Source organism: Mesorhizobium sp. ISC11, assembly GCF_037162595.1.
GTDB classification, from domain to species: Bacteria; Pseudomonadota; Alphaproteobacteria; order Rhizobiales; family Rhizobiaceae; genus Mesorhizobium; species Mesorhizobium ciceri.
Genome location: NZ_JAVSPW010000001.1, coordinates 2,210,658 through 2,227,785, shown reverse-complemented (window position 1 = coordinate 2,227,785; position 17,128 = coordinate 2,210,658). Strand labels below are relative to the sequence as shown.

21 protein-coding genes are annotated in these 17,128 nt (G+C 61.9%); 5 read left to right on the top strand and 16 right to left on the bottom strand.

Annotated features, from left to right (window positions below; genetic code table 11):
- Positions 1 to 113 precede the first annotated feature (113 nt).
- The 5 genes from grxD to RPF88_RS11160 all read right to left on the bottom strand — a co-directional run bounded on the left by grxD (position 114) and on the right by RPF88_RS11160 (position 5,218).
- Positions 114 to 449: a Grx4 family monothiol glutaredoxin gene (gene grxD / locus RPF88_RS11180; protein WP_013532137.1), complete on the bottom strand. Its 336-nt coding sequence runs from the start codon at positions 447 to 449 to the stop codon at positions 114 to 116.
- Between the two features lie 140 nt (positions 450 to 589).
- Positions 590 to 823: a BolA/IbaG family iron-sulfur metabolism protein gene (locus tag RPF88_RS11175; RefSeq protein WP_010909092.1), complete on the bottom strand. Its 234-nt coding sequence runs from the start codon at positions 821 to 823 to the stop codon at positions 590 to 592.
- Between the two features lie 125 nt (positions 824 to 948).
- Positions 949 to 1,461 (bottom strand): hypothetical protein, encoded by a 513-nt coding sequence (locus RPF88_RS11170; protein WP_024504561.1) that lies wholly within the window; start codon positions 1,459 to 1,461, stop codon positions 949 to 951.
- Complete coding sequence (gene purL, locus RPF88_RS11165) at positions 1,458 to 3,689, bottom strand: phosphoribosylformylglycinamidine synthase subunit PurL (RefSeq protein ID WP_027162367.1); 2,232 nt, start codon at positions 3,687 to 3,689, stop codon at positions 1,458 to 1,460. Before purL ends, RPF88_RS11170 begins: the two co-directional genes overlap by 4 nt.
- A 119-nt stretch (positions 3,690 to 3,808) precedes the next feature.
- A complete protein-coding gene (locus RPF88_RS11160; protein WP_013532134.1) occupies positions 3,809 to 5,218 on the bottom strand; it encodes an aminotransferase-like domain-containing protein in 1,410 nt (469 codons plus the stop codon).
- Between the two features lie 92 nt (positions 5,219 to 5,310).
- Here RPF88_RS11160 and RPF88_RS11155 point away from each other — a divergent pair, with 92 nt between their 5' ends.
- The gene (locus RPF88_RS11155) at positions 5,311 to 5,562 is read left to right on the top strand and encodes a DUF1127 domain-containing protein (protein ID WP_013532133.1); all 252 of its coding nucleotides are present in this window, start codon (positions 5,311 to 5,313) and stop codon (positions 5,560 to 5,562) included.
- 76 nt (positions 5,563 to 5,638) lie between these two features.
- Here the strand turns inward: RPF88_RS11155 and RPF88_RS11150 are convergent, their stop codons facing one another.
- From RPF88_RS11150 to purC, 6 genes are all read right to left on the bottom strand, one after another.
- Positions 5,639 to 6,280, bottom strand: a complete 642-nt coding sequence (locus RPF88_RS11150) for a Pr6Pr family membrane protein (protein WP_275954655.1) — start codon at positions 6,278 to 6,280, stop codon at positions 5,639 to 5,641.
- Between the two features lie 3 nt (positions 6,281 to 6,283).
- Positions 6,284 to 6,691 carry a hypothetical protein gene (locus RPF88_RS11145; protein WP_064995398.1) on the bottom strand — a complete coding sequence of 136 codons (408 nt, stop codon included), beginning with the start codon at positions 6,689 to 6,691 and terminating at the stop codon, positions 6,284 to 6,286.
- Positions 6,688 to 7,353 (bottom strand): glutathione S-transferase family protein, encoded by a 666-nt coding sequence (locus RPF88_RS11140; RefSeq protein ID WP_013532130.1) that lies wholly within the window; start codon positions 7,351 to 7,353, stop codon positions 6,688 to 6,690. The genes RPF88_RS11145 and RPF88_RS11140 overlap by 4 nt, the downstream gene beginning before the upstream one ends.
- A gap of 84 nt (positions 7,354 to 7,437) precedes the next feature.
- Positions 7,438 to 8,106 (bottom strand): phosphoribosylformylglycinamidine synthase subunit PurQ, encoded by a 669-nt coding sequence (gene purQ / locus RPF88_RS11135; RefSeq protein ID WP_337122417.1) that lies wholly within the window; start codon positions 8,104 to 8,106, stop codon positions 7,438 to 7,440.
- A gap of 214 nt (positions 8,107 to 8,320) precedes the next feature.
- A complete protein-coding gene (gene purS / locus RPF88_RS11130) occupies positions 8,321 to 8,563 on the bottom strand; it encodes a phosphoribosylformylglycinamidine synthase subunit PurS (RefSeq protein WP_013532128.1) in 243 nt (80 codons plus the stop codon).
- Positions 8,564 to 8,605: 42 nt separating this feature from the next.
- Positions 8,606 to 9,400: a phosphoribosylaminoimidazolesuccinocarboxamide synthase gene (gene purC / locus RPF88_RS11125; protein ID WP_013532127.1), complete on the bottom strand. Its 795-nt coding sequence runs from the start codon at positions 9,398 to 9,400 to the stop codon at positions 8,606 to 8,608.
- Positions 9,401 to 9,674: 274 nt separating this feature from the next.
- On the opposite strand from purC, the gene RPF88_RS11120 reads away from it, so the two are divergent.
- Positions 9,675 to 9,995, top strand: a complete 321-nt coding sequence (locus tag RPF88_RS11120) for a DUF1476 domain-containing protein (protein WP_013532126.1) — start codon at positions 9,675 to 9,677, stop codon at positions 9,993 to 9,995.
- A gap of 128 nt (positions 9,996 to 10,123) precedes the next feature.
- The gene (locus RPF88_RS11115; protein ID WP_013532125.1) at positions 10,124 to 10,897 is read left to right on the top strand and encodes an HpcH/HpaI aldolase family protein; all 774 of its coding nucleotides are present in this window, start codon (positions 10,124 to 10,126) and stop codon (positions 10,895 to 10,897) included.
- A 38-nt stretch (positions 10,898 to 10,935) separates the two neighbouring features.
- Here RPF88_RS11115 and RPF88_RS11110 read toward each other — a convergent pair whose 3' ends face one another.
- Positions 10,936 to 12,105, bottom strand: coding sequence for an acyltransferase family protein (locus tag RPF88_RS11110; protein WP_337122416.1), 1,170 nt, complete (start codon positions 12,103 to 12,105; stop codon positions 10,936 to 10,938).
- A 167-nt stretch (positions 12,106 to 12,272) separates the two neighbouring features.
- A complete protein-coding gene (locus RPF88_RS11105) occupies positions 12,273 to 12,821 on the bottom strand; it encodes an RBBP9/YdeN family alpha/beta hydrolase (RefSeq protein WP_224673101.1) in 549 nt (182 codons plus the stop codon).
- A 249-nt stretch (positions 12,822 to 13,070) separates the two neighbouring features.
- On the opposite strand from RPF88_RS11105, the gene RPF88_RS11100 reads away from it, so the two are divergent.
- The gene (locus RPF88_RS11100; RefSeq protein ID WP_013532122.1) at positions 13,071 to 13,883 is read left to right on the top strand and encodes a VOC family protein; all 813 of its coding nucleotides are present in this window, start codon (positions 13,071 to 13,073) and stop codon (positions 13,881 to 13,883) included.
- 244 nt (positions 13,884 to 14,127) lie between these two features.
- Here RPF88_RS11100 and purB read toward each other — a convergent pair whose 3' ends face one another.
- The 3 genes from purB to RPF88_RS11085 all read right to left on the bottom strand — a co-directional run bounded on the left by purB (position 14,128) and on the right by RPF88_RS11085 (position 16,741).
- A complete protein-coding gene (gene purB, locus RPF88_RS11095; RefSeq protein ID WP_127367026.1) occupies positions 14,128 to 15,435 on the bottom strand; it encodes an adenylosuccinate lyase in 1,308 nt (435 codons plus the stop codon).
- Between the two features lie 59 nt (positions 15,436 to 15,494).
- On the bottom strand, positions 15,495 to 15,908 hold the full coding sequence (locus RPF88_RS11090; protein ID WP_084016242.1) for a hypothetical protein: 414 nt from the start codon (positions 15,906 to 15,908) through the stop codon (positions 15,495 to 15,497).
- 107 nt (positions 15,909 to 16,015) lie between these two features.
- Positions 16,016 to 16,741, bottom strand: coding sequence for a DUF2259 domain-containing protein (locus tag RPF88_RS11085; protein ID WP_337122415.1), 726 nt, complete (start codon positions 16,739 to 16,741; stop codon positions 16,016 to 16,018).
- Positions 16,742 to 16,869: 128 nt separating this feature from the next.
- Here RPF88_RS11085 and RPF88_RS11080 point away from each other — a divergent pair, with 128 nt between their 5' ends.
- Entirely contained in the window at positions 16,870 to 17,124 is a 255-nt protein-coding gene (locus tag RPF88_RS11080; RefSeq protein ID WP_013532118.1) for a DUF2171 domain-containing protein, read from the top strand.
- Positions 17,125 to 17,128: the final 4 nt, after the last annotated feature.

Genomic DNA, 17,128 nt, shown 5'->3' with positions numbered 1-17,128 from the left:
CTCGTCCTGGTCCTGGGGTCAGGACATGAAAATTGCCGAGGTGGGGTTGCCCCGGTGCCTGGTGCTCGATGCCCGAAAATCAACGTCGATTTCGGGCATGCACAAAACAGAAATCAGGCGGCGCCTTTGACGCTGACGCCCTTCTCGACGAGGAACGTCTGTAGCTCGCCCGCCTGGAACATCTCGCGCACGATGTCGCAACCGCCGACGAATTCTCCCTTGACGTAGAGCTGAGGGATCGTCGGCCAGTTGGAGTATTCCTTGATGCCCTGGCGCAGTTCAGCCGAGTCCAGGACATTCACGCCTTTGTAGTCGGCGCCGATATAGTCGAGGATCTGGACGACCTGGCCGGAAAATCCGCATTGCGGGAAACCAGGTGTGCCCTTCATGAAAAGGACGACGTCGTTGCCCTTCACTTCATTGTCGATGTAGTCGTTGATGCCGCTCATGGAATATCCTTTCCCGCCTGTGGGAGTCAGGCTCGAAACATACCCTTCAAATAAACCCAACGATTGCTCGAAACAAGACGTTAGCCGCGCCGTGGCTGAAATGGCGCAAAGGATGAGCCGTGTTGGGCCAAGCGCTAAGGTCAGTCGGGAACGCTGGTCTGCAGCGCCAGTGCGTGCAACACGCCGCCCATATTGCCCTTCAGCGCGTCATAGACCATCTGGTGCTGCTGGACGCGGCTCTTGCCGCGAAAGCTCTCGGCCACCACCTCGGCCGCATAGTGGTCGCCGTCGCCGGCGAGATCGCGAATCGTCACCTTGGCGTCCGGAATGCCGTCCTTGATCAGTTTTTCGATGTCGTGGGCATCCATTGCCATGGCAAAATCCTGTTTCGAGCGGCCGGTAGCCGGCCATAAGATGAGAGTCGGGTGAGCCTAAAGCCTTTCCGGTCCGGATTGAAGCCGTTCTGTCCCGCCAACGGCCACATGGCTTCAGAGAAAGACTAGGCCGGTGGGCTTGCTTCATCCTCGGCAACGTCCTCGCGTGTCGAGAAAGCGCGGCCAAGGCTGAAGGCAAGCACATAGAGCGGCGCGTTGAGCAGCAGGCTGACAATGGGGAGATAGCTCGTCATTTGCCAAGCCGGCGAGAAGAACCCTTGGCCATGGCCGTCGCAGATGAGCGACGAGCCGTACTCCCACAACGCGCCCACGACCACCGTGCCGGCGAAAAGCTTGACGCAGGTGACGATGTGCCTTGCCCGTGCCGGATCCGGGAAAAGGCGGCCCCAGAGCACCAGGCAGATGATCGGGACCGCGTAGAGGAGGTTCTGCAGCGCCAGCATCGGGACGGCGCCGTTCGCCGCGGCAAGGAACTCCGCACGTGTTTCCAGCCGCATACAAACCTCGCTCGAGGTTGTCGACAGCAGGAAAAAGACGAACGGTCCCAGGAACCAGAAGAAGAACAGCGACGGCCAGAAAACGACTGCAAGCAGCGCCCGGGCAGCCAGTGTGGTCAACTAGCCTGATCCATGAAGCGCGGGAACCAGCCTTCGTGAGCCGAGGAGAGTTCGCTGACCGGGATTGCCCTGGCGTCGCCAAGCTTCAGCGCGCTGCCGCCTGTGGAGCCGATCCACGGCGCGAAGATGCCAAGCTCGCCCTGCTGCTTGCGAATGGCGTCCCATTCGTCACCATGCGGATCGATCGACAGCGTCAGCAGATAACGGCCCTGATCCTCGCCGAACCAGACCGGGATCGGGTCGGTGCCGACAAGCCCGGGGACGGTGGCGCCGATGCCGGACGCCATCGCCATTTCGGCAAGTGCCACGGCGACACCGCCATCGGAAACGTCGTGCGCCGCCGTGACGATGCCGGAGGCGATGAGCGCGCGCACATGGTCGCCGACGCGCTTTTCATGCTCGAGGTCGACCGGCGGCGGCGGTCCATCCGTGCGGCCGTGTATGTCCCTGAAATAGACCGATTGCCCGAGATGCGTTCCCCAGGACGCCGGCGCGCCGACCAGCAGGATCATTTGGCCCTCGGCCGCAAAGCCGGCCCGCACCATCTTCGACCAATCGGCGATCAGGCCGACGCCGCCGATGGTCGGGGTTGGCAGGATGCCCTGGCCGTTGGTCTCATTGTAGAGCGAGACATTGCCGGAGACGATCGGGAATTCGAGCGCACGACAGGCGTCGCCTATGCCTTTCACAGCACCGACCAGCTGGCCCATGATCTCGGGCCGTTCCGGGTTGCCGAAATTGAGGTTGTCGGTTGCGGCCAGCGGCAGAGCGCCGGTGGCGGTCAAGTTGCGCCAGCATTCGGCCACCGCCTGCTTGCCGCCCTCGTAAGGGTCAGCCTCGCAATAGCGCGGCGTCACGTCGGACGAGAAGGCGAGCGCCTTGGTCGCATGGCCTTCGACCCGCACCACGCCGGCATCGCCGCCTGGAAGCTGCAGCGAATTGCCCTGGATCAGCGTGTCATACTGCTCCCAGACCCAGCGGCGCGAAGACAGGTCGGGACCGCCGAGCAGCTTCAGCAGCGCGTCTGCAACATCGGCTTGCGGAACATCATTGGCGGCCAGCGGCGCCGGCTTCTTCGGTTCGGTCCACGGCCGGTCATATTCCGGAGCCTTGTCGCCAAGATCCTTGATCGGCAGGTTGGCAACCTCGTCGCCCTGGTGCAGCACGCGGAAGCGCAGATCGTCGGTGGTCTTGCCGACGATGGCGAAGTCGAGCCCCCATTTGTGGAAGATCGCCTCGGCTTCCTTTTCCTTTTCCGGGCGCAGCACCATCAGCATGCGCTCCTGGCTTTCCGAAAGCATCATTTCGTAGGCGCTCATGCGCTCTTCGCGCACCGGCACCTTGTCGAGATCGAGCTCGATGCCGAGGTCGCCCTTGGCGCCCATTTCGACCGCCGAGCAGGTGAGGCCGGCCGCACCCATGTCCTGGATGGCGATGACGGCGCCCGAGGCCATCAGTTCGAGGCTGGCTTCCAGCAGGCACTTTTCGGTGAAGGGATCGCCGACCTGCACTGTCGGACGCTTCTCATCGATCTTATCGTCGAATTCGGCCGAAGCCATGGTGGCGCCGCCGACGCCGTCGCGGCCGGTCTTGGCGCCGAGATAGACGACCGGCAGGCCGACTCCCTTGGCTTCGGACAGGAAGATCGCATCGGTCTTGGCAAGGCCCGCTGCAAAGGCGTTGACCAGGATGTTGCCATTGTAGCGGGCATCGAAATTGACCTCGCCGCCGACCGTCGGCACGCCGAACGCGTTGCCATAGCCGCCGACGCCGGAAACCACGCCTGAAACGAGGTGCCTGGTCTTGGGATGGTCGGGCGCACCAAAACGCAGCGCATTCATCGCCGCGATCGGCCGCGCGCCCATGGTGAAGACGTCGCGCAATATGCCGCCGACGCCGGTCGCCGCACCCTGGTAGGGCTCGATGTAGGATGGGTGGTTGTGACTCTCCATCTTGAAGACGACGCAGTCGCCATCGCCGATGTCGACCACGCCAGCATTCTCGCCCGGCCCCTGGATGACCTGAGGTCCGGTGGTCGGCAGCGTGCGCAGCCATTTCTTCGAGGATTTGTAGGAGCAGTGCTCATTCCACATCGCCGAGAAGATGCCGAGTTCGGTGAAGCTCGGCTCGCGCCCGACGAGGTCGAGAATGCGCTGGTACTCGTCGGGCTTGAGCCCGTGTGAGGCAATGAGCTCGGGGGTGATCGGCACGGAATTGGAAATGGTCATGGGCGGCGATTTTTATCCGGGACGTTGGGATTTTGAGTCCCGTCTTATCGCAAGCCTTGCGGCCGATACACCCATGGATTGACGAAAAACGACGGAAAACCGGACAAAGCCACGCAGTGTCAGGAGAAGCTGTCGTAGCCGGCGCGGCCTTCATCGAGAAGTCGCCGGATCACCGCAACGCCTTCAGCGATATCCCCGCGCTGTCTCGGCTGCGAAACGCCGAAGCGGACGCCATGGAAAACCTGCTCGGAACGGCCGGCCTTGAATTCGTCCTCGTCGTCGATCAGCACGCCGTGCTCCAGGCAAGCGTTCTTGAAGGTGCCGGAAAGCCAGGGGTCGGGCAGGGTCAGCCAGACAAAGGGCACCCTGTCATGCGACTTGAAGGCGAAGCCGGCCAAAGTCTCGCGTACGATGGCGATGCGGGCGCTGATTTCGGCGATGCTGCGCTTTCGTATCTCATCCGCCTGACCGGACAGCACCAGCCTTGTATTCACCTCCGCCAGCAGGAAGGGCATGCCGCCGGTCATCATCTTGTGGGCGACGCGGATGCGGTGGCGGTAGGCGGGCGGGCAGGAAAGCCAGCCGCCGCGCACACCGGCTGCGACCGACTTCGACAGGCCGCCCGCGACAATGGTCCTCTCAGGAGCATATTCGGCCAGCAACGGCGTCGGATCATCGGTCAGATTGCCATAGAGGTCGTCCTCGATGAGGACGACATTGTATTCGCGTGCGACATGGGCGATCGCTTCGCGGCGCGCCGCCGACAAGGTGGCCAGCGTCGGATTCTGCGCCGTCGGCATCAGGAAGATCATTTTGGGATGCTTTTGCGCGCAGACGCGCTCGAAATCCTGCGGATCGATGCCTTCATCGTCCGATGCCACCAACGCGGTGCGCCTGCCGATCAAGCCGGCACTGCGGGAAACCTGCGAGTAGGTGAGGTGCTCGAAGGCAACATAGTCGCCAGGCATGGTGAGCGCCGCGATCGCCGCCATCACCGCCGCATGGGTACCGAGCGTGGGAACGATGGTGTCGGCATCCGGGCGAAAGGAATTGCGCGCCAACCAGCGGGCGCCGGCTTCGTACCATCGTTCGGGGAAATCCCTGGTGTAGCTCGAAATCTCATGCGGATGGTCCTGCGCCGTGCGCGACAGGACACCGGCGACAATGTCGCCCTGGCCGATATCAGGTGCTGCGGTGCTGTCGAAACGCAGCTTGCCTTTAGGCGCATCGATATAGCGCGTGCCTTCGCCGCCGACGTCCGGAGCCGGAAAATCCGGCTTCGCGCGCTGGCCGAGTACATAGGTTCCACGCCCGACCTCGCCGCTCACCAGCCCACGCTCGCGCAGCAATTGATAGGCCCGGCCGACAGTGCCGACGGTGGTGCCGATGTCGTAGGCGAGGTCGCGCTGCGGCGGCAACTTTGCGCCGGCATCGATCACGCCCCGATCGATGTCCGTCTCGATGGAATCCGCCAGCCGCTGATACAGCGGGCCGGAGCCGGCAGTGAGATCTGGAAGCCAATTTGTCATGGTGACAATTTTCTATATTGCACCGATAGATGAGTCAATACATATCAATCGCGTGCCAAAAGGGTACAATTTAGGACTTTGGCAGAAAGAAAATGAATACAATCGCGACAATACGTCATTCGAGCGCTGCATTATCGGCCCAATCGACACGCCCGTCGGCTCAGCGCGGCTTTGTCAGCCGCCTTGTGCGCGTGCTGAGGTCGCTGGCAAGATGGATCGACAACCTGCTGGATCGCCGCCGCAGCCGGTTGGCTCTGCTGGAGATGACCGACGACCAGCTCAAGGATATCGGCGTCACGCGCTGCGACGCCCACCGCGAGGGCATCAGGCCGTTCTGGGACTGACCGTGATCCCAAAAGTGGGAACCGGTTTGGGAAAGATGATGGTCCCGGGAAATCCGGACAGAAGGTCCGCACAGTTCTAACGGACCCTCGACGCCCTTGTGCGTGCAACGGCATGGTCCGTAAGGACGGCGACCACGCACAGCACGAGGAAAAGTCCGGTGATGGCTGCAGTTGAGATGACGACGCTGGTCGCGCCGTTCTTGGCGATGTTCAGGAAAGGGTAGGGCACCTCGCCGGCAAGCGGCGCCCGCACCAGCGCATAGACCAGATAAGCGATGGGATAGATCACCCACCACGAAATGTCGCTCCAGCGTGTCCGGCCGTCGGCGCCCGATATCAGCCACCACAGCACGAACAGCACCGGCGTGACGTAGTGCAGGAGAACATCGCAGAGCAGGAACAGTCCCTGCGGCTGCCAGAGTCGTGCCAGAACCGTTGCGTAGATGATGAAGACCAGTGCGATCGAAACCGCAACGCCGGTGCGCATCCGCGCCCCTGCAAAGGCCGGCAGCCAGGCATAGAAGGTGGGTGACAGCAGCGACGTGTACACCAGCACCGCGCCGATGTTGGTCAGGATGGTGAAGAAGCTGAAGACGAAAATGACGGAGCCAAGCAGGCTGCGGCCTGCTTCCATCGATGCAGGAATGCTGATGCAGAACTGCAGGATGAGCCCGGCCAGACCGATGACCAGCCCCACAATCTGCAGGAACCGGCCCATGGGCTAGGCCGTCGCGGCGCAGGCCGGATTGCCGGCCTGCCAGCGCGCAATGTCGGAGCCGATGCGGGCGCCGAGCGGATCGTTCATCAGCGGTCCGAAGACGTCGACACGGCTAGAATTGCCTTGCGCCTGCACGACCAGCAAAGGTTTGCCGCCATAGTGCTTGGCCGGAACCAGCAGGAAACGCGGCGTGCCGCTGAACGAATTCAGCTCATTGGCCATCTGGTACGGTTTGAAGGCCGGGTCCTTGCTGGCGATCCAGCATTTGTGGGCGGCGATCGCCACTTGTTCCATGGCCAGCAGCGCAGCACTTTTGCCCGAGGGAACAGGCGTGCTCTTTGGCGTCGACTGGCAGGATGCCAGCACAAAGCCCGCCGCGGCGACCAGCGCGATCGTCCTCGACTTGATCAAGCGGCACCCATCTCAAGCTCGGACAGGAAGATTTTCAAGCCGTCGGTCATCTCGCCCCACACACGCGACAATGCCGGGTGTTGCGAGGCGATCTGCTGGTAGGCGTCGAATTTGGGATAGGCGTCGAGCAGGTCGTGGCGTCCTGTCATGGCGCGGAAATTGTTGAAGATGAACCGCGTCGGCGTCAGCCAGGCATCGGCGAAGCTGATGTCGTCGCCGAGTGCGAAGGGCCCTTGCGCCATACGGGCCTCGATTGCCGCCAGTCCATGATGCAGGCGGGCGAACTGAGCGTCGATCTCGGCATTGTTGCGCTTCGGCACGGAATGAAGCTCGAAAAGCTTCATCAACGGGGTCAGCACATCGAGATCGGTGATGCGGGCGAACATGCGCACCAGCGCACGGTCCTTGGAATCGGGCGGCAGCAGCGCCGGTTCCGGAAACCGTTCCTCGAGATATTCGGCGATGACCACCGATTCGACGATCGTCTCGCCCGAGCCGGTGATCAGCACCGGAATCCGGTTCATCGGCGAGATGGCGCGAAACTCTTCCGGGATGGGAAAACCGGGCGGCGGCGCGATGATCTTGAGTGGTACGTCTTTGATGTAGGCCAATGCCCGCACGATCGACGAGTAGGGCGACAACGGCCGCGAATAGAGTTTCATGACCGTCTCTCTCCCCAATGAACCAGACTTGCTCCAAAGAGACAGGAATGTCCGGCTGTTTTCAAGCTGTTCGCTTCGATATCGTCAGGCAGCGATGCCGAGGGCGCTCTCGAACAGTCCGCGGCCGTCGGTACCGCCATGAGCTGCTTCGATCAGGTTTTCCGGATGCGGCATCAGCCCGAGCACATTGCCTTGGCTGTTGACGATGCCGGCAATGTCGTTGATCGAGCCGTTGGGGTTGGTGCCCTCTGCATAGCGGAACGCCACCTGGCCTTCGCCTTCGAGACGGGCAAGCGTGTCGGCGTCGGCGAAATAATTGCCGTCATGATGCGCGACCGGCGAGCGGATGATCTGGCCCGGCTGATAGCGGCGGGTGAACATGGTGTTGGCATTGGTGATCTCGAGCTTCACCTGCCGGCAGACGAATTTCAGCGAGGTGTTGCGCATCAAGGCACCCGGCAACAAGCCGGCCTCGACCAGGATCTGGAAACCGTTGCAGACGCCGATGACCGTCACGCCCGCGGCCGCTTTTTCGGCCACTGCCCGCATGACCGGCATGCGCGCGGCGATCGCGCCACAGCGCAGATAGTCGCCGAAGGAAAAACCGCCCGGAATGGCGATCAGATCGACATCGGGGATTTCGGTGTCGGTTTGCCAGACGGTGACCGGCGGTGTTCCCGAAATCTTGGTCAGCGCCGCGATCATGTCGCGGTCGCGATTGAGGCCAGGCAGGAGGACGACGGCTGATTTCATTTCGGTTCGTAAGGCCTTTGTGCTTCGGCGAGTTCGCGCAACTCGAGGCGCTGCTCAATCCGTTCAAGATGTTGATCGATACGGCCTGCTATCGCGTAGATATTGTTGACGTCCGTTTGCGTGCTCAACGCCTGCAAGCCTGATCGCTACAATCTCGAGAAGCTCGTACATCAGTTCATTCGTGACTTCAGGCATCCGTGCCTCCGGCACAGCCTTAGGTAAGCGTCACACTATAATTCTCGATCACCGTATTCGCCAGCAGCTTGTCGCACATGGCCTTGAGGTCGGCTTCGGCCTTGGCCTTGTCGCTTTCCGCCAGCTCGACATCGAACACCTTGCCCTGCCGCACCGTGCCGACGCCGCCGAAGCCCAGGCCGGACAATGCGTGTTCGATCGCCTTGCCCTGCGGGTCGAGCACGCCGTTCTTGAGGGTGACGGTAATGCGGGCCTTGATCACGCTGGACATGCTCCTGTTCTGACTATCGGTCGCAAACCGCGATCAGTGCGGCTTGCCTTTGAGGCCGTCGGTCGAGGCGACGAGCACCGGGCCGGTCGGGCGCGGCGGCTCGTTCTCGTTCATGATGCCGAGGCGGCGGGCAACTTCCTGGTAGGCCTCGACGAGGCCGCCCATGTCGCGGCGGAAACGGTCCTTGTCGAGCTTGTCCTGCGTCGCCACGTCCCACAGGCGGCAGGAGTCCGGCGAGATCTCGTCGGCGACGACGATGCGCATCATGTCGCCTTCGAACAGGCGGCCGCATTCGATCTTGAAGTCGACGAGTTGGATGCCGACGCCCATGAACAGACCGGAGAGGAAGTCGTTGACGCGGATGGCCAGCGCCATCACGTCGTCGATTTCCTGCGGGCTCGCCCAGCCGAACGCGGTGATGTGCTCTTCCGACACCATCGGGTCGTCGAGCGCGTCGGCCTTGTAATAGAATTCGATGATCGAGCGCGGCAGAACGGTGCCTTCCTCGATGCCGAGCCGCTTGGACAGCGAGCCGGCGGCGACATTGCGCACCACCACTTCGAGCGGAATGATCTCGACTTCCTTGATCAGCTGCTCGCGCATGTTCAGACGGCGGATGAAATGGGTCGGAATGCCCATGCGGTTCAAGTGGTTGAAAATATACTCGGAAATGCGGTTGTTGAGGACGCCCTTGCCGTCGATGACCTCGTGCTTCTTCTTGTTGAACGCGGTTGCATCATCCTTGAAGAACTGGATAAGCGTGCCCGGTTCGGGTCCCTCATAGAGTATCTTGGCCTTGCCTTCATAAATGCGGCGGCGATTTTTCATCTGATTTTTCTCTGGGGTTCCGGACAGGCGGTATCAGACCATTTCCTGTCCGTCTGCCTGAAATAGTGCGGCTACGGTAGGGTTCAATGCCGGGTCTATCCCAATCACATCGTTTGCTCAATCGGCAAATCCTTCCAATCAACCGCTTTCGGGACTGAAATGCCGCAGCGCAGCATGCGATGAAGCATATTGACCGGCCCGCGACCTTTTGGTTTGTGCTTTGACAACGCACATATTCACCGCCAACGAATCGAATTTGACCCGGAGGGACGCCATGAGCAGCATGAAAGACCGTGAAGAGGGCTTTGAGCGTAAATTCGCATTCGACGAGGAGCTTCGGTTCAAGGCCTCGGCGCGCCGCAACAAGGCGCTCGGCCTGTGGGCCGCCGAAAAGCTCGGAAAGTCTGGCGCCGATGCCGACGCCTATGCCAAGGAAGTGGTTATCTCCGACATCGAGGAGGCCGGCGACCACGACGTGTTCCGCAAGATCCGCGGGGATTTCGACGCGGCCGGCGTCGAGCAGTCGGACCACCAGATCCGCCGCACCATGGACGAACTGATGGCGCAGGCGATCGAGCAGATCAAGAACACCTGATCCGGACCATGCGCTGATCCCGCGGCCATACGCTGGACCAATCGACCGCCCGGCCTATCCGGGCGGTTTTTCTTTGCCTTTGCCGCCGTTTCCGGCTGAAACTGCGGTCGCTAACAAGGAAAGAGTTCATGTCCCTGAAGTCCCGCCTCGCGGCCGATGAAACGTTGTTCACCGCATGGTCCGGTGTGCCGGATGCCTTGACGGTCGAGATCGTCGCCAAGCAGGGTTTCGATGCCGTCACGCTCGACATGCAGCATGGCGGCCATCACGAAGACAGCGTGCTGCGTGGCCTGGTGCCGGTGCTCGCTACCGGCAAGCCGGCGCTGGTGCGAATTCCCGTTGGCCGTTTCGACATGGCAAGCCGCGCGCTCGATTTCGGCGCCGAGGCGGTCATCGCGCCGATGGTGAACTCGGTTGCCGACGCAAAACTGTTCGCCGCCGCCATGAAATACCCGCCGGTCGGCGAGCGCTCCTGGGGCCCGACCTACGCTTTTCCCCGCCACGGCCAAGGCGACCAGGCCGACTGGCTGCGCGACACCAACCAGCGCACCATGGCCTTCGCCATGGTCGAGACGCGTGCAGCCCTCGATGCGCTCGATGGCATCCTCGATACGCCCGGCATCGACGGCATCTTCCTGGGCCCGTCGGATTTCTCGATCGCCTGGAGCAATGGCGCCACGGTCAATTCGACGCTGGAAAGCATGATGGAGACGGTGGCGTCGGTGGCCGAGCGCACCCGCAAGGCCGGCAAACATGCGGCGATCTACGTTGTCGAGCCGGCAATTGCCGGCCGTGTCGTGTCGATGGGCTATCGCCTGCTGGCCATGGGCTCGGAGCATGCGCTGATTTCACTGGGCGCAAAGACCCTGCTCAAGGGCATCAAGGATTCGATCGGATCCTGAACCCGAACCGGACGCACTGCCGTCACAGCGCCGGGCGGTTAGGCGCTCGACGCCGCAGGCGCCGCGGCGATAGGTCCGCCGCGCCTGAACCTGTTGAACAGGGCGCCGACCATCTGGACCCACCAGTTGTTGAAGGTCATGAGCGGCAACGCCGCGAGGATCGAACCCAGTATGGCGGCGGCGGCGCCGAGTGCGGTGGAACCGCTTGTCAACAAAACCCATGACCCCAATGAGCAGATAACGGGTACATGCACGAGGTAGAGTGGGAAGGACAGGTCGCCCAGAAAACGTGCCACCTTACCCGAGAGCCATGATAGAGGCTCATCCACACTCAGCACCGCGTAGACCAACATGACGCTTGCCGGGATGGCCACGCAGGCTTGCCGCAGGCCCACATCGGAAGCCACGTCAAGCACGGCGAACGGGCGATATATGCCCACGGCACTCCCCGCATAACCCAGCAGCGCCAGGGAAACCATCACCATGGCGCCTCTCACCCACCGATTCGGGCGAAAATCCATGGCGAGAAGCGGATAGAGCAAGAGGCTGGCCGGAAAGGCACAAAGAAAGTAACTGACTTGCAGCGCCAGGAACACGACTGCTGCTATGCAGACCCAGAACGATAACGTCCAGCGGCCTTGAAGGAAAAAGACGATCGGGGCGAGGGCGAAGGCCAGCATGCTCCCCCAGAACTCGACCGTCATGGTCCACAGACTGCTGTCATAATAGTTGTCGCCGTAGATGAACGTCCGCCACGCCCCTTGCAGAAACGCGTCGGCGAAACTCGCAGTCTCCGGCGATAGCACCTTTGAAGCATTGCCGAAACTTCTCAGCCAGTCGGATTGGGTGACAGCGGCCGCATCCTTGATGAAATACAGGTCGAGCTTGAAGATGATGCAGGATGCCAGCGTCGTAACGAGTACCGGGCCGGCCAGGCGTGGCAGGCGCTTGATCGCACCCAACCGCAGATCTTGTGCCTTGCTGGTCTGAAAATAACGCTTCACGAGCACGTAGGAAGACAGGACGAAAAACAGGTAGACTGCGGAGCCGCCATTGAACACGACGAAAGCCAGGCTTGTTTTGAGCGATTGCCCGGCCAAGTCTCCCTCGCCTTCCATCAATGGCGCAAAAGCACCCAAACAATGCCCATTCAGAACTACGAGCGCGGCGACACCTCTTAACAATTCGAGTGAAGCATCCTTGGCCAAGTATGGGCTTTCTTTGAATAATTGCTATTTAGTACGCGCGAATATAATCGTTCGGCGAACAGAGTTCGCCGTTGCTGGAGAGATTATCGCGATCTGCATTAAATTATTGTTCACGCAAGCCGGATGGCCTGCCGAGCAGCTTCGTGTTCAGGCTTTGACCGTATATATTACAGGTCCGTCAGGAACTTGGCGAAGGTCATCGAGCCTTCGGGCCACGGTCCGAAGCCCGAATCCGCGTTGAGATGACCGGTTTCGCCGGCATCGATGAACAGCGAGCCCCAGGCACCGGCAATGTCTTCGGCGACATCGAAGGCGCAGAACGGATCGTTGCGGCTGGCAATCACGATCGAGGGAAAGGGCAGCGGCTCACGCGGGTAGGGGCCGAAGGTCATCAGGTGCCTGGGCCTGATCTCGGGGTTAGCGACATCGGGCGGCGCCACGAAGAAGGCCCCGGCGACCGGCTTGCGGAATTGCGGAATGGCTTGCACCGCGGTGGCGACGCCAAGTGAGTGCGCGACCAGGACGACCGGCCGCTCGGCCTCGTTGACCGCCTTGGCGACGCTCGCCGTCCAGTCCTCGCGCACCGGCTTCGACCACTCCGCCTGTTCGACGCGGCGCGCCGTCGACAGCTTCGACTGCCAGCGGCTCTGCCAATGGTCGGGGCCGGAATTGGTGTAGCCCGGCACGATGAGAATATCTGCGTCTCTGACCTTCATGGCGCTGAGATAGCGAGCGGCATCGCTTCGTGCAACCGGCAGAAACGCCACGTTTGATCACAATAGTGAACACCATGTTCGCTTCTTCGCGTCTTGTGTGAACGATGCGGATGGACGATCTGTGGTCAGGAAAAGAAACAGCCGTGCGCGGGAACCCTGACTTTGGAACTGACACGACGTACAATGATCGGCGGAGTGGGGTTTCTCGCTTTGGGAGCTTCATCGCAGGCCGGTCGAACGGAGCATTTGATGAGCGAGTTGCCTTTTGCCGCCACCACCCCGGTCAGCGTTGCCCGCGTCGGGCTGAAGGCGCGCGACGCGGAAAGCCTTGCCGCATATTATCGCAGCATCGTCGGTCTGCAGGAACTGAGCCGCGCCGATGGGGCGATCACGCTGGGCGCCGCCAACCGTCCGTTGCTGGTCATCGAGGCCGATCCTTCGGCCAAGCCGGATGATCCTCGCAGCGCAGGCCTGTTCCATACTGCCTTCCTGTTGCCCAGCCGTGCCGATCTCGGCCGCTGGATCAACCACGCCATATCAAACAAGATCGCCATCGAGGGCGCTTCCGACCATCTGGTCAGCGAAGCACTGTACCTGACCGATCCCGAAGGCAACGGCATCGAGATCTATGCCGACCGCCGTCCGCAGGACTGGAAGTGGAATGGCGACAAGGTGGCGATGGCGACCGAGCGGATGAACATTCCGTCCGTCGTTGCCGAAGTGCCTGCGGGTGACGCCGGCTGGCAGGGCGCGCCGGAAAACAGCGTCGTCGGCCATGTCCACCTGCGCGTCGGCAGGCCGGAAGACGCCGAAGCCTGGTGGAACCAGGAATTCGGCTTCGACACGGTGGCCAAATATGGCGGCCAGGCGGTGTTCCTGTCGTCAGGCGGCTATCACCACCACATCGGCGCCAACGCCTGGCAGAGTTCGGGCGCCGGCCGCCGCGATCCCAGCCGGTCGGGTCTGGCCTGGGTCGAGATGCGTTCGGACAATGTGACCAGCCCGGTGACCCGCGAAGATCCCTGGGGCACGGTGATCAGGACTGTTCCCGGCAAGGCTTGATTTGAGGGCTCCGCCAAGCTGGAGCACCCCTCAACCGTCGCGGCGTTGCGCGCCGATCCACCTTCTCCCACAGGGGAGAAGGTGGAGCCTGCCGCTCGCGGCTCTGCAAATCTCGATCGCTGATGCTTGGCGGCAAGGTTGCCGCAGCCTTTCCTTTTCCCCTTGTGGAAGAAGGTGGCCTCGCGAAGCGAGGTCGGATGAGGGGGTGCTCAGCTTGACGCCAGCGACGGTATAGCGCTTTGCCTCAGGCTTTGCCAAACACCCGCTTGAAGATCGTGTCGACATGCTTGGTGTGATAGCCCAGGTCGAATTTCTCGCGGATTTCGGCCTCGGGCAGGGCAGCGGTCACTTCCTTGTCGGCCAGTAATTCTTCAAGAAAATCAGCGCCTTGCTCCCACACCCTCATGGCGTTGCGCTGGACCAGACGGTAGGAGTCTTCGCGAGACAACCCAGCCTGCGTCAGCGCCAGCATGACACGCTGCGAATGCACGAGGCCGCGGAACTTGTTCATGTTCTTCAGCATGTTGTCGGGATAGACGAGCAGCTTGTCGATGACGCCGGTCAGCCGTGACAGTGCGAAATCGAGCGTCACGGTGGCGTCAGGGCCGATCATGCGCTCGACCGAGGAGTGGGAAATGTCGCGCTCATGCCAGAGCGCCACATTCTCCATCGCCGGCATCGCCATGGAGCGAACCATGCGGGCAAGGCCGGTGAGGTTTTCGGTCAGCACCGGGTTGCGCTTGTGCGGCATGGCCGAGGAGCCCTTTTGGCCCGGCGAAAAATACTCTTCCGCTTCGAGCACTTCGGTGCGCTGCAAATGCCTTATCTCGATCGACAGCCGCTCGACCGACGAGGCGATGACGCCGAGCGTGGCAAAGAACATCGCGTGGCGGTCGCGCGGGATCACCTGCGTCGACACCGGCTCGGGCTTCAGGCCGAGCTTCGCCGCCACATGTTCCTCGACATAGGGGTCGATGTTGGCGAAGGTGCCGACCGCCCCGGAGATCGCACAGGTGGCGATATCCTCTCGCGCGTGCACCAACCGCTCGCGGCAGCGCGAGAACTCGGCATAGGCCTGCGCCAGCTTGACGCCGAAGGTCGTCGGCTCGGCATGGATGCCGTGGCTGCGGCCAATGGTGACGGTGTTCTTGTGCTCGAAGGCGCGGCGCTTGAGCGCTGCAAGCAGACCGTCGATGTCGGCGAGCAGGATGTCGCTGGCGCGGGTCAGCTGTACGGCGAAGCAGGTGTCGAGAACGTCGGACGAGGTCATGCCCTGGTGGATGAAGCGGGCGTCCGGCCCGACGAATTCGGCAAGATGGGTCAGGAAGGCGATGACGTCATGCTTGGTGACGCGTTCGATCTCGTCGATCGCCTCGACGTCGAATTTTGCGGCACTGCCCTTTTCCCAGATGGTTTTTGCCGCTTCCCTGGGGATGACGCCGAGTTCGGCCAGTGCGTCGCAGGCATAGGCTTCGATCTCGAACCAGATGCGGAACCGGGTTTCTGGCGACCAGATGGCGACCATTTCCGGCCGGGAATAGCGAGGGATCATCGGTCAGTCCTGACATATCGAGAAGTTTGCCCGCGTCCTAACAGAGGCGAGCAAAATGCTCAACGCCGCTGGCGCGCAAACCAGACGCCCGCGGTAAACAGAGCGATGAAACCAACTGGAAAATAGAGCCGGATGCCCAGCACCACGAATTGATAGAGCGCAATCAACGTCGTGAAGACGAACTGGAGGACCCAGGTGCGGGTGAAAGCAGGCGCATGCCACTCGGCGTAGTAGGAGCGGTACTGCAGGGCAAACAGCCCGCCGGTCAGGCCGATCGTTGCCGCTGCTAGGCACACGAAGGCGGCGGCGAAAGCGACTTCCCAGCGTCTTCCCTGCGAGACCAGCCGCGCCGCAAACAGGCCGATGGGGAAGGCCAGCGCAGCTCCCGCCGCAAACAGCATGGTGACAATGAGGATTTTCGCCGGCGTCTCCCAGTCGCCCAAAGACAAGGTGAGGAGCGCGCTGGCGCCCATTGTCACGGCCCACAACAAGGCGCCGATAAGCGCTGTGCGCGGCGTCGGTATCGCGCGGCGAAGGCGGTTCAGTGCACGATCGCGCGCGGCGGGTTGAGCAGGGGGTGTCACAGGCGGCCGGTCACCGCGATCCAGCGAAAGTCCGGGCCTTCAAAGCCGTATTGGCGCACCGCGATCAGCACGGCATAGGCGCTGAGGCTGTCCATGGAAAAGGTCTGCACGGCGCCGATGCGATAGCCGTTCGGGCAACCCCGGCTTTTCGGTATCGCCTTGTCCTCGTGCAGCAGCTTGGTCGTGCCGCCATCCTGCGCCTCGATGCGCAGCAGCCGGAAGCTGTTGATTTCGCCCTGGCTCTCGCAGCCATCGGCGTTGTTCATGCCGAACTCGTCGAGCCGGAACTCGAGCGGTGGGTCGACCGGAGTGAAGATCGGGCGCGGATTGACCGCCATCCGGTGCGGATCCGCCGAAAGCTCGGTCACCGGGTTGAAACCTGCGGTGATGCCCCGGTTGGCGTCCAACTCGGCCTGGCTGACAATGGCTTCGCCTTTTTGCCGGGCCTGAAGGCGCACCGCATCCAGTTTGGCATTCTCGTCCTCAAGCCGGACCCGGATCGGCGTGCCCTTCAGAAAGCTGTCGGTGCTGGTGTCGATGTAGTAGCGGTTGGCATAGGGAAAGCCCGATCCATCCTGCACGCCATATTCCTCGAAAGCGAAGACGCTGCCGTCCTTGGTGAAGCCGAGGATCTCAAGTTCAGCGACATCGCCGGCATGAGCCGCGATCGAGGTCGCAAGCTGTGCAAGCAGGCCAACGGCAAACAGAAAGAGCATTCGCATCGGTCTTCACCCCCGTGATCGTTTCAATCCCCTAGCACGACGGAATCAAAACGTCGTGCGGTGCGAAAGCCGATGCATCCAATCGGCCCGTCATTTGTTATTGTCGGCAGTCCCAATGGAGAACCACCATGACCGACACCAGCAAAATTCGTGAGCATATGGAAGTCGTCGGCGCCGATGGCGTGCATGTCGGCACTGTCGACAAGGTCGATGGCCAGCGCATCAAGCTGACCAAGGCCGATAGCGGCGAGGGCGCCCACAAGGGCCATCACCACTACATTCCCCTGAGCCTGATTGCCGAAGTCGACGGCAAGAAGGTCTGGCTGTCGGCGAATTCTGATGTCGCGGTGACGTTCGAGGAAGAAAAGTCCGATCCGGTCTGATTGA

What these genes read in the sequence shown, in the direction of transcription:
- RPF88_RS11090 (WP_084016242.1), bottom strand. Translation starts at nt 15,908, where the DNA reads ATGGGCGCCAGCGCGCTCCTCACCTTGTCTTTGGGCGACTGGGAGACG.
- RPF88_RS11105 (WP_224673101.1), bottom strand. Translation starts at nt 12,821, where the DNA reads ATGAAGGTCAGAGACGCAGATATTCTCATCGTGCCGGGCTACACCAAT.
- RPF88_RS11080 (WP_013532118.1), top strand. Translation starts at nt 16,870, where the DNA reads ATGACCGACACCAGCAAAATTCGTGAGCATATGGAAGTCGTCGGCGCC.
- purC (WP_013532127.1), bottom strand. Translation starts at nt 9,400, where the DNA reads ATGAAAAATCGCCGCCGCATTTATGAAGGCAAGGCCAAGATACTCTAT.
- purB (WP_127367026.1), bottom strand. Translation starts at nt 15,435, where the DNA reads ATGATCCCTCGCTATTCCCGGCCGGAAATGGTCGCCATCTGGTCGCCA.
- RPF88_RS11175 (WP_010909092.1), bottom strand. Translation starts at nt 823, where the DNA reads ATGGCAATGGATGCCCACGACATCGAAAAACTGATCAAGGACGGCATT.
- purQ (WP_337122417.1), bottom strand. Translation starts at nt 8,106, where the DNA reads ATGAAATCAGCCGTCGTCCTCCTGCCTGGCCTCAATCGCGACCGCGAC.
- RPF88_RS11115 (WP_013532125.1), top strand. Translation starts at nt 10,124, where the DNA reads ATGTCCCTGAAGTCCCGCCTCGCGGCCGATGAAACGTTGTTCACCGCA.
- RPF88_RS11155 (WP_013532133.1), top strand. Translation starts at nt 5,311, where the DNA reads ATGAATACAATCGCGACAATACGTCATTCGAGCGCTGCATTATCGGCC.
- RPF88_RS11160 (WP_013532134.1), bottom strand. Translation starts at nt 5,218, where the DNA reads ATGACAAATTGGCTTCCAGATCTCACTGCCGGCTCCGGCCCGCTGTAT.
- RPF88_RS11140 (WP_013532130.1), bottom strand. Translation starts at nt 7,353, where the DNA reads ATGAAACTCTATTCGCGGCCGTTGTCGCCCTACTCGTCGATCGTGCGG.
- RPF88_RS11120 (WP_013532126.1), top strand. Translation starts at nt 9,675, where the DNA reads ATGAGCAGCATGAAAGACCGTGAAGAGGGCTTTGAGCGTAAATTCGCA.
- grxD (WP_013532137.1), bottom strand. Translation starts at nt 449, where the DNA reads ATGAGCGGCATCAACGACTACATCGACAATGAAGTGAAGGGCAACGAC.
- RPF88_RS11085 (WP_337122415.1), bottom strand. Translation starts at nt 16,741, where the DNA reads ATGCGAATGCTCTTTCTGTTTGCCGTTGGCCTGCTTGCACAGCTTGCG.
- RPF88_RS11150 (WP_275954655.1), bottom strand. Translation starts at nt 6,280, where the DNA reads ATGGGCCGGTTCCTGCAGATTGTGGGGCTGGTCATCGGTCTGGCCGGG.
- RPF88_RS11100 (WP_013532122.1), top strand. Translation starts at nt 13,071, where the DNA reads ATGAGCGAGTTGCCTTTTGCCGCCACCACCCCGGTCAGCGTTGCCCGC.
- purL (WP_027162367.1), bottom strand. Translation starts at nt 3,689, where the DNA reads ATGACCATTTCCAATTCCGTGCCGATCACCCCCGAGCTCATTGCCTCA.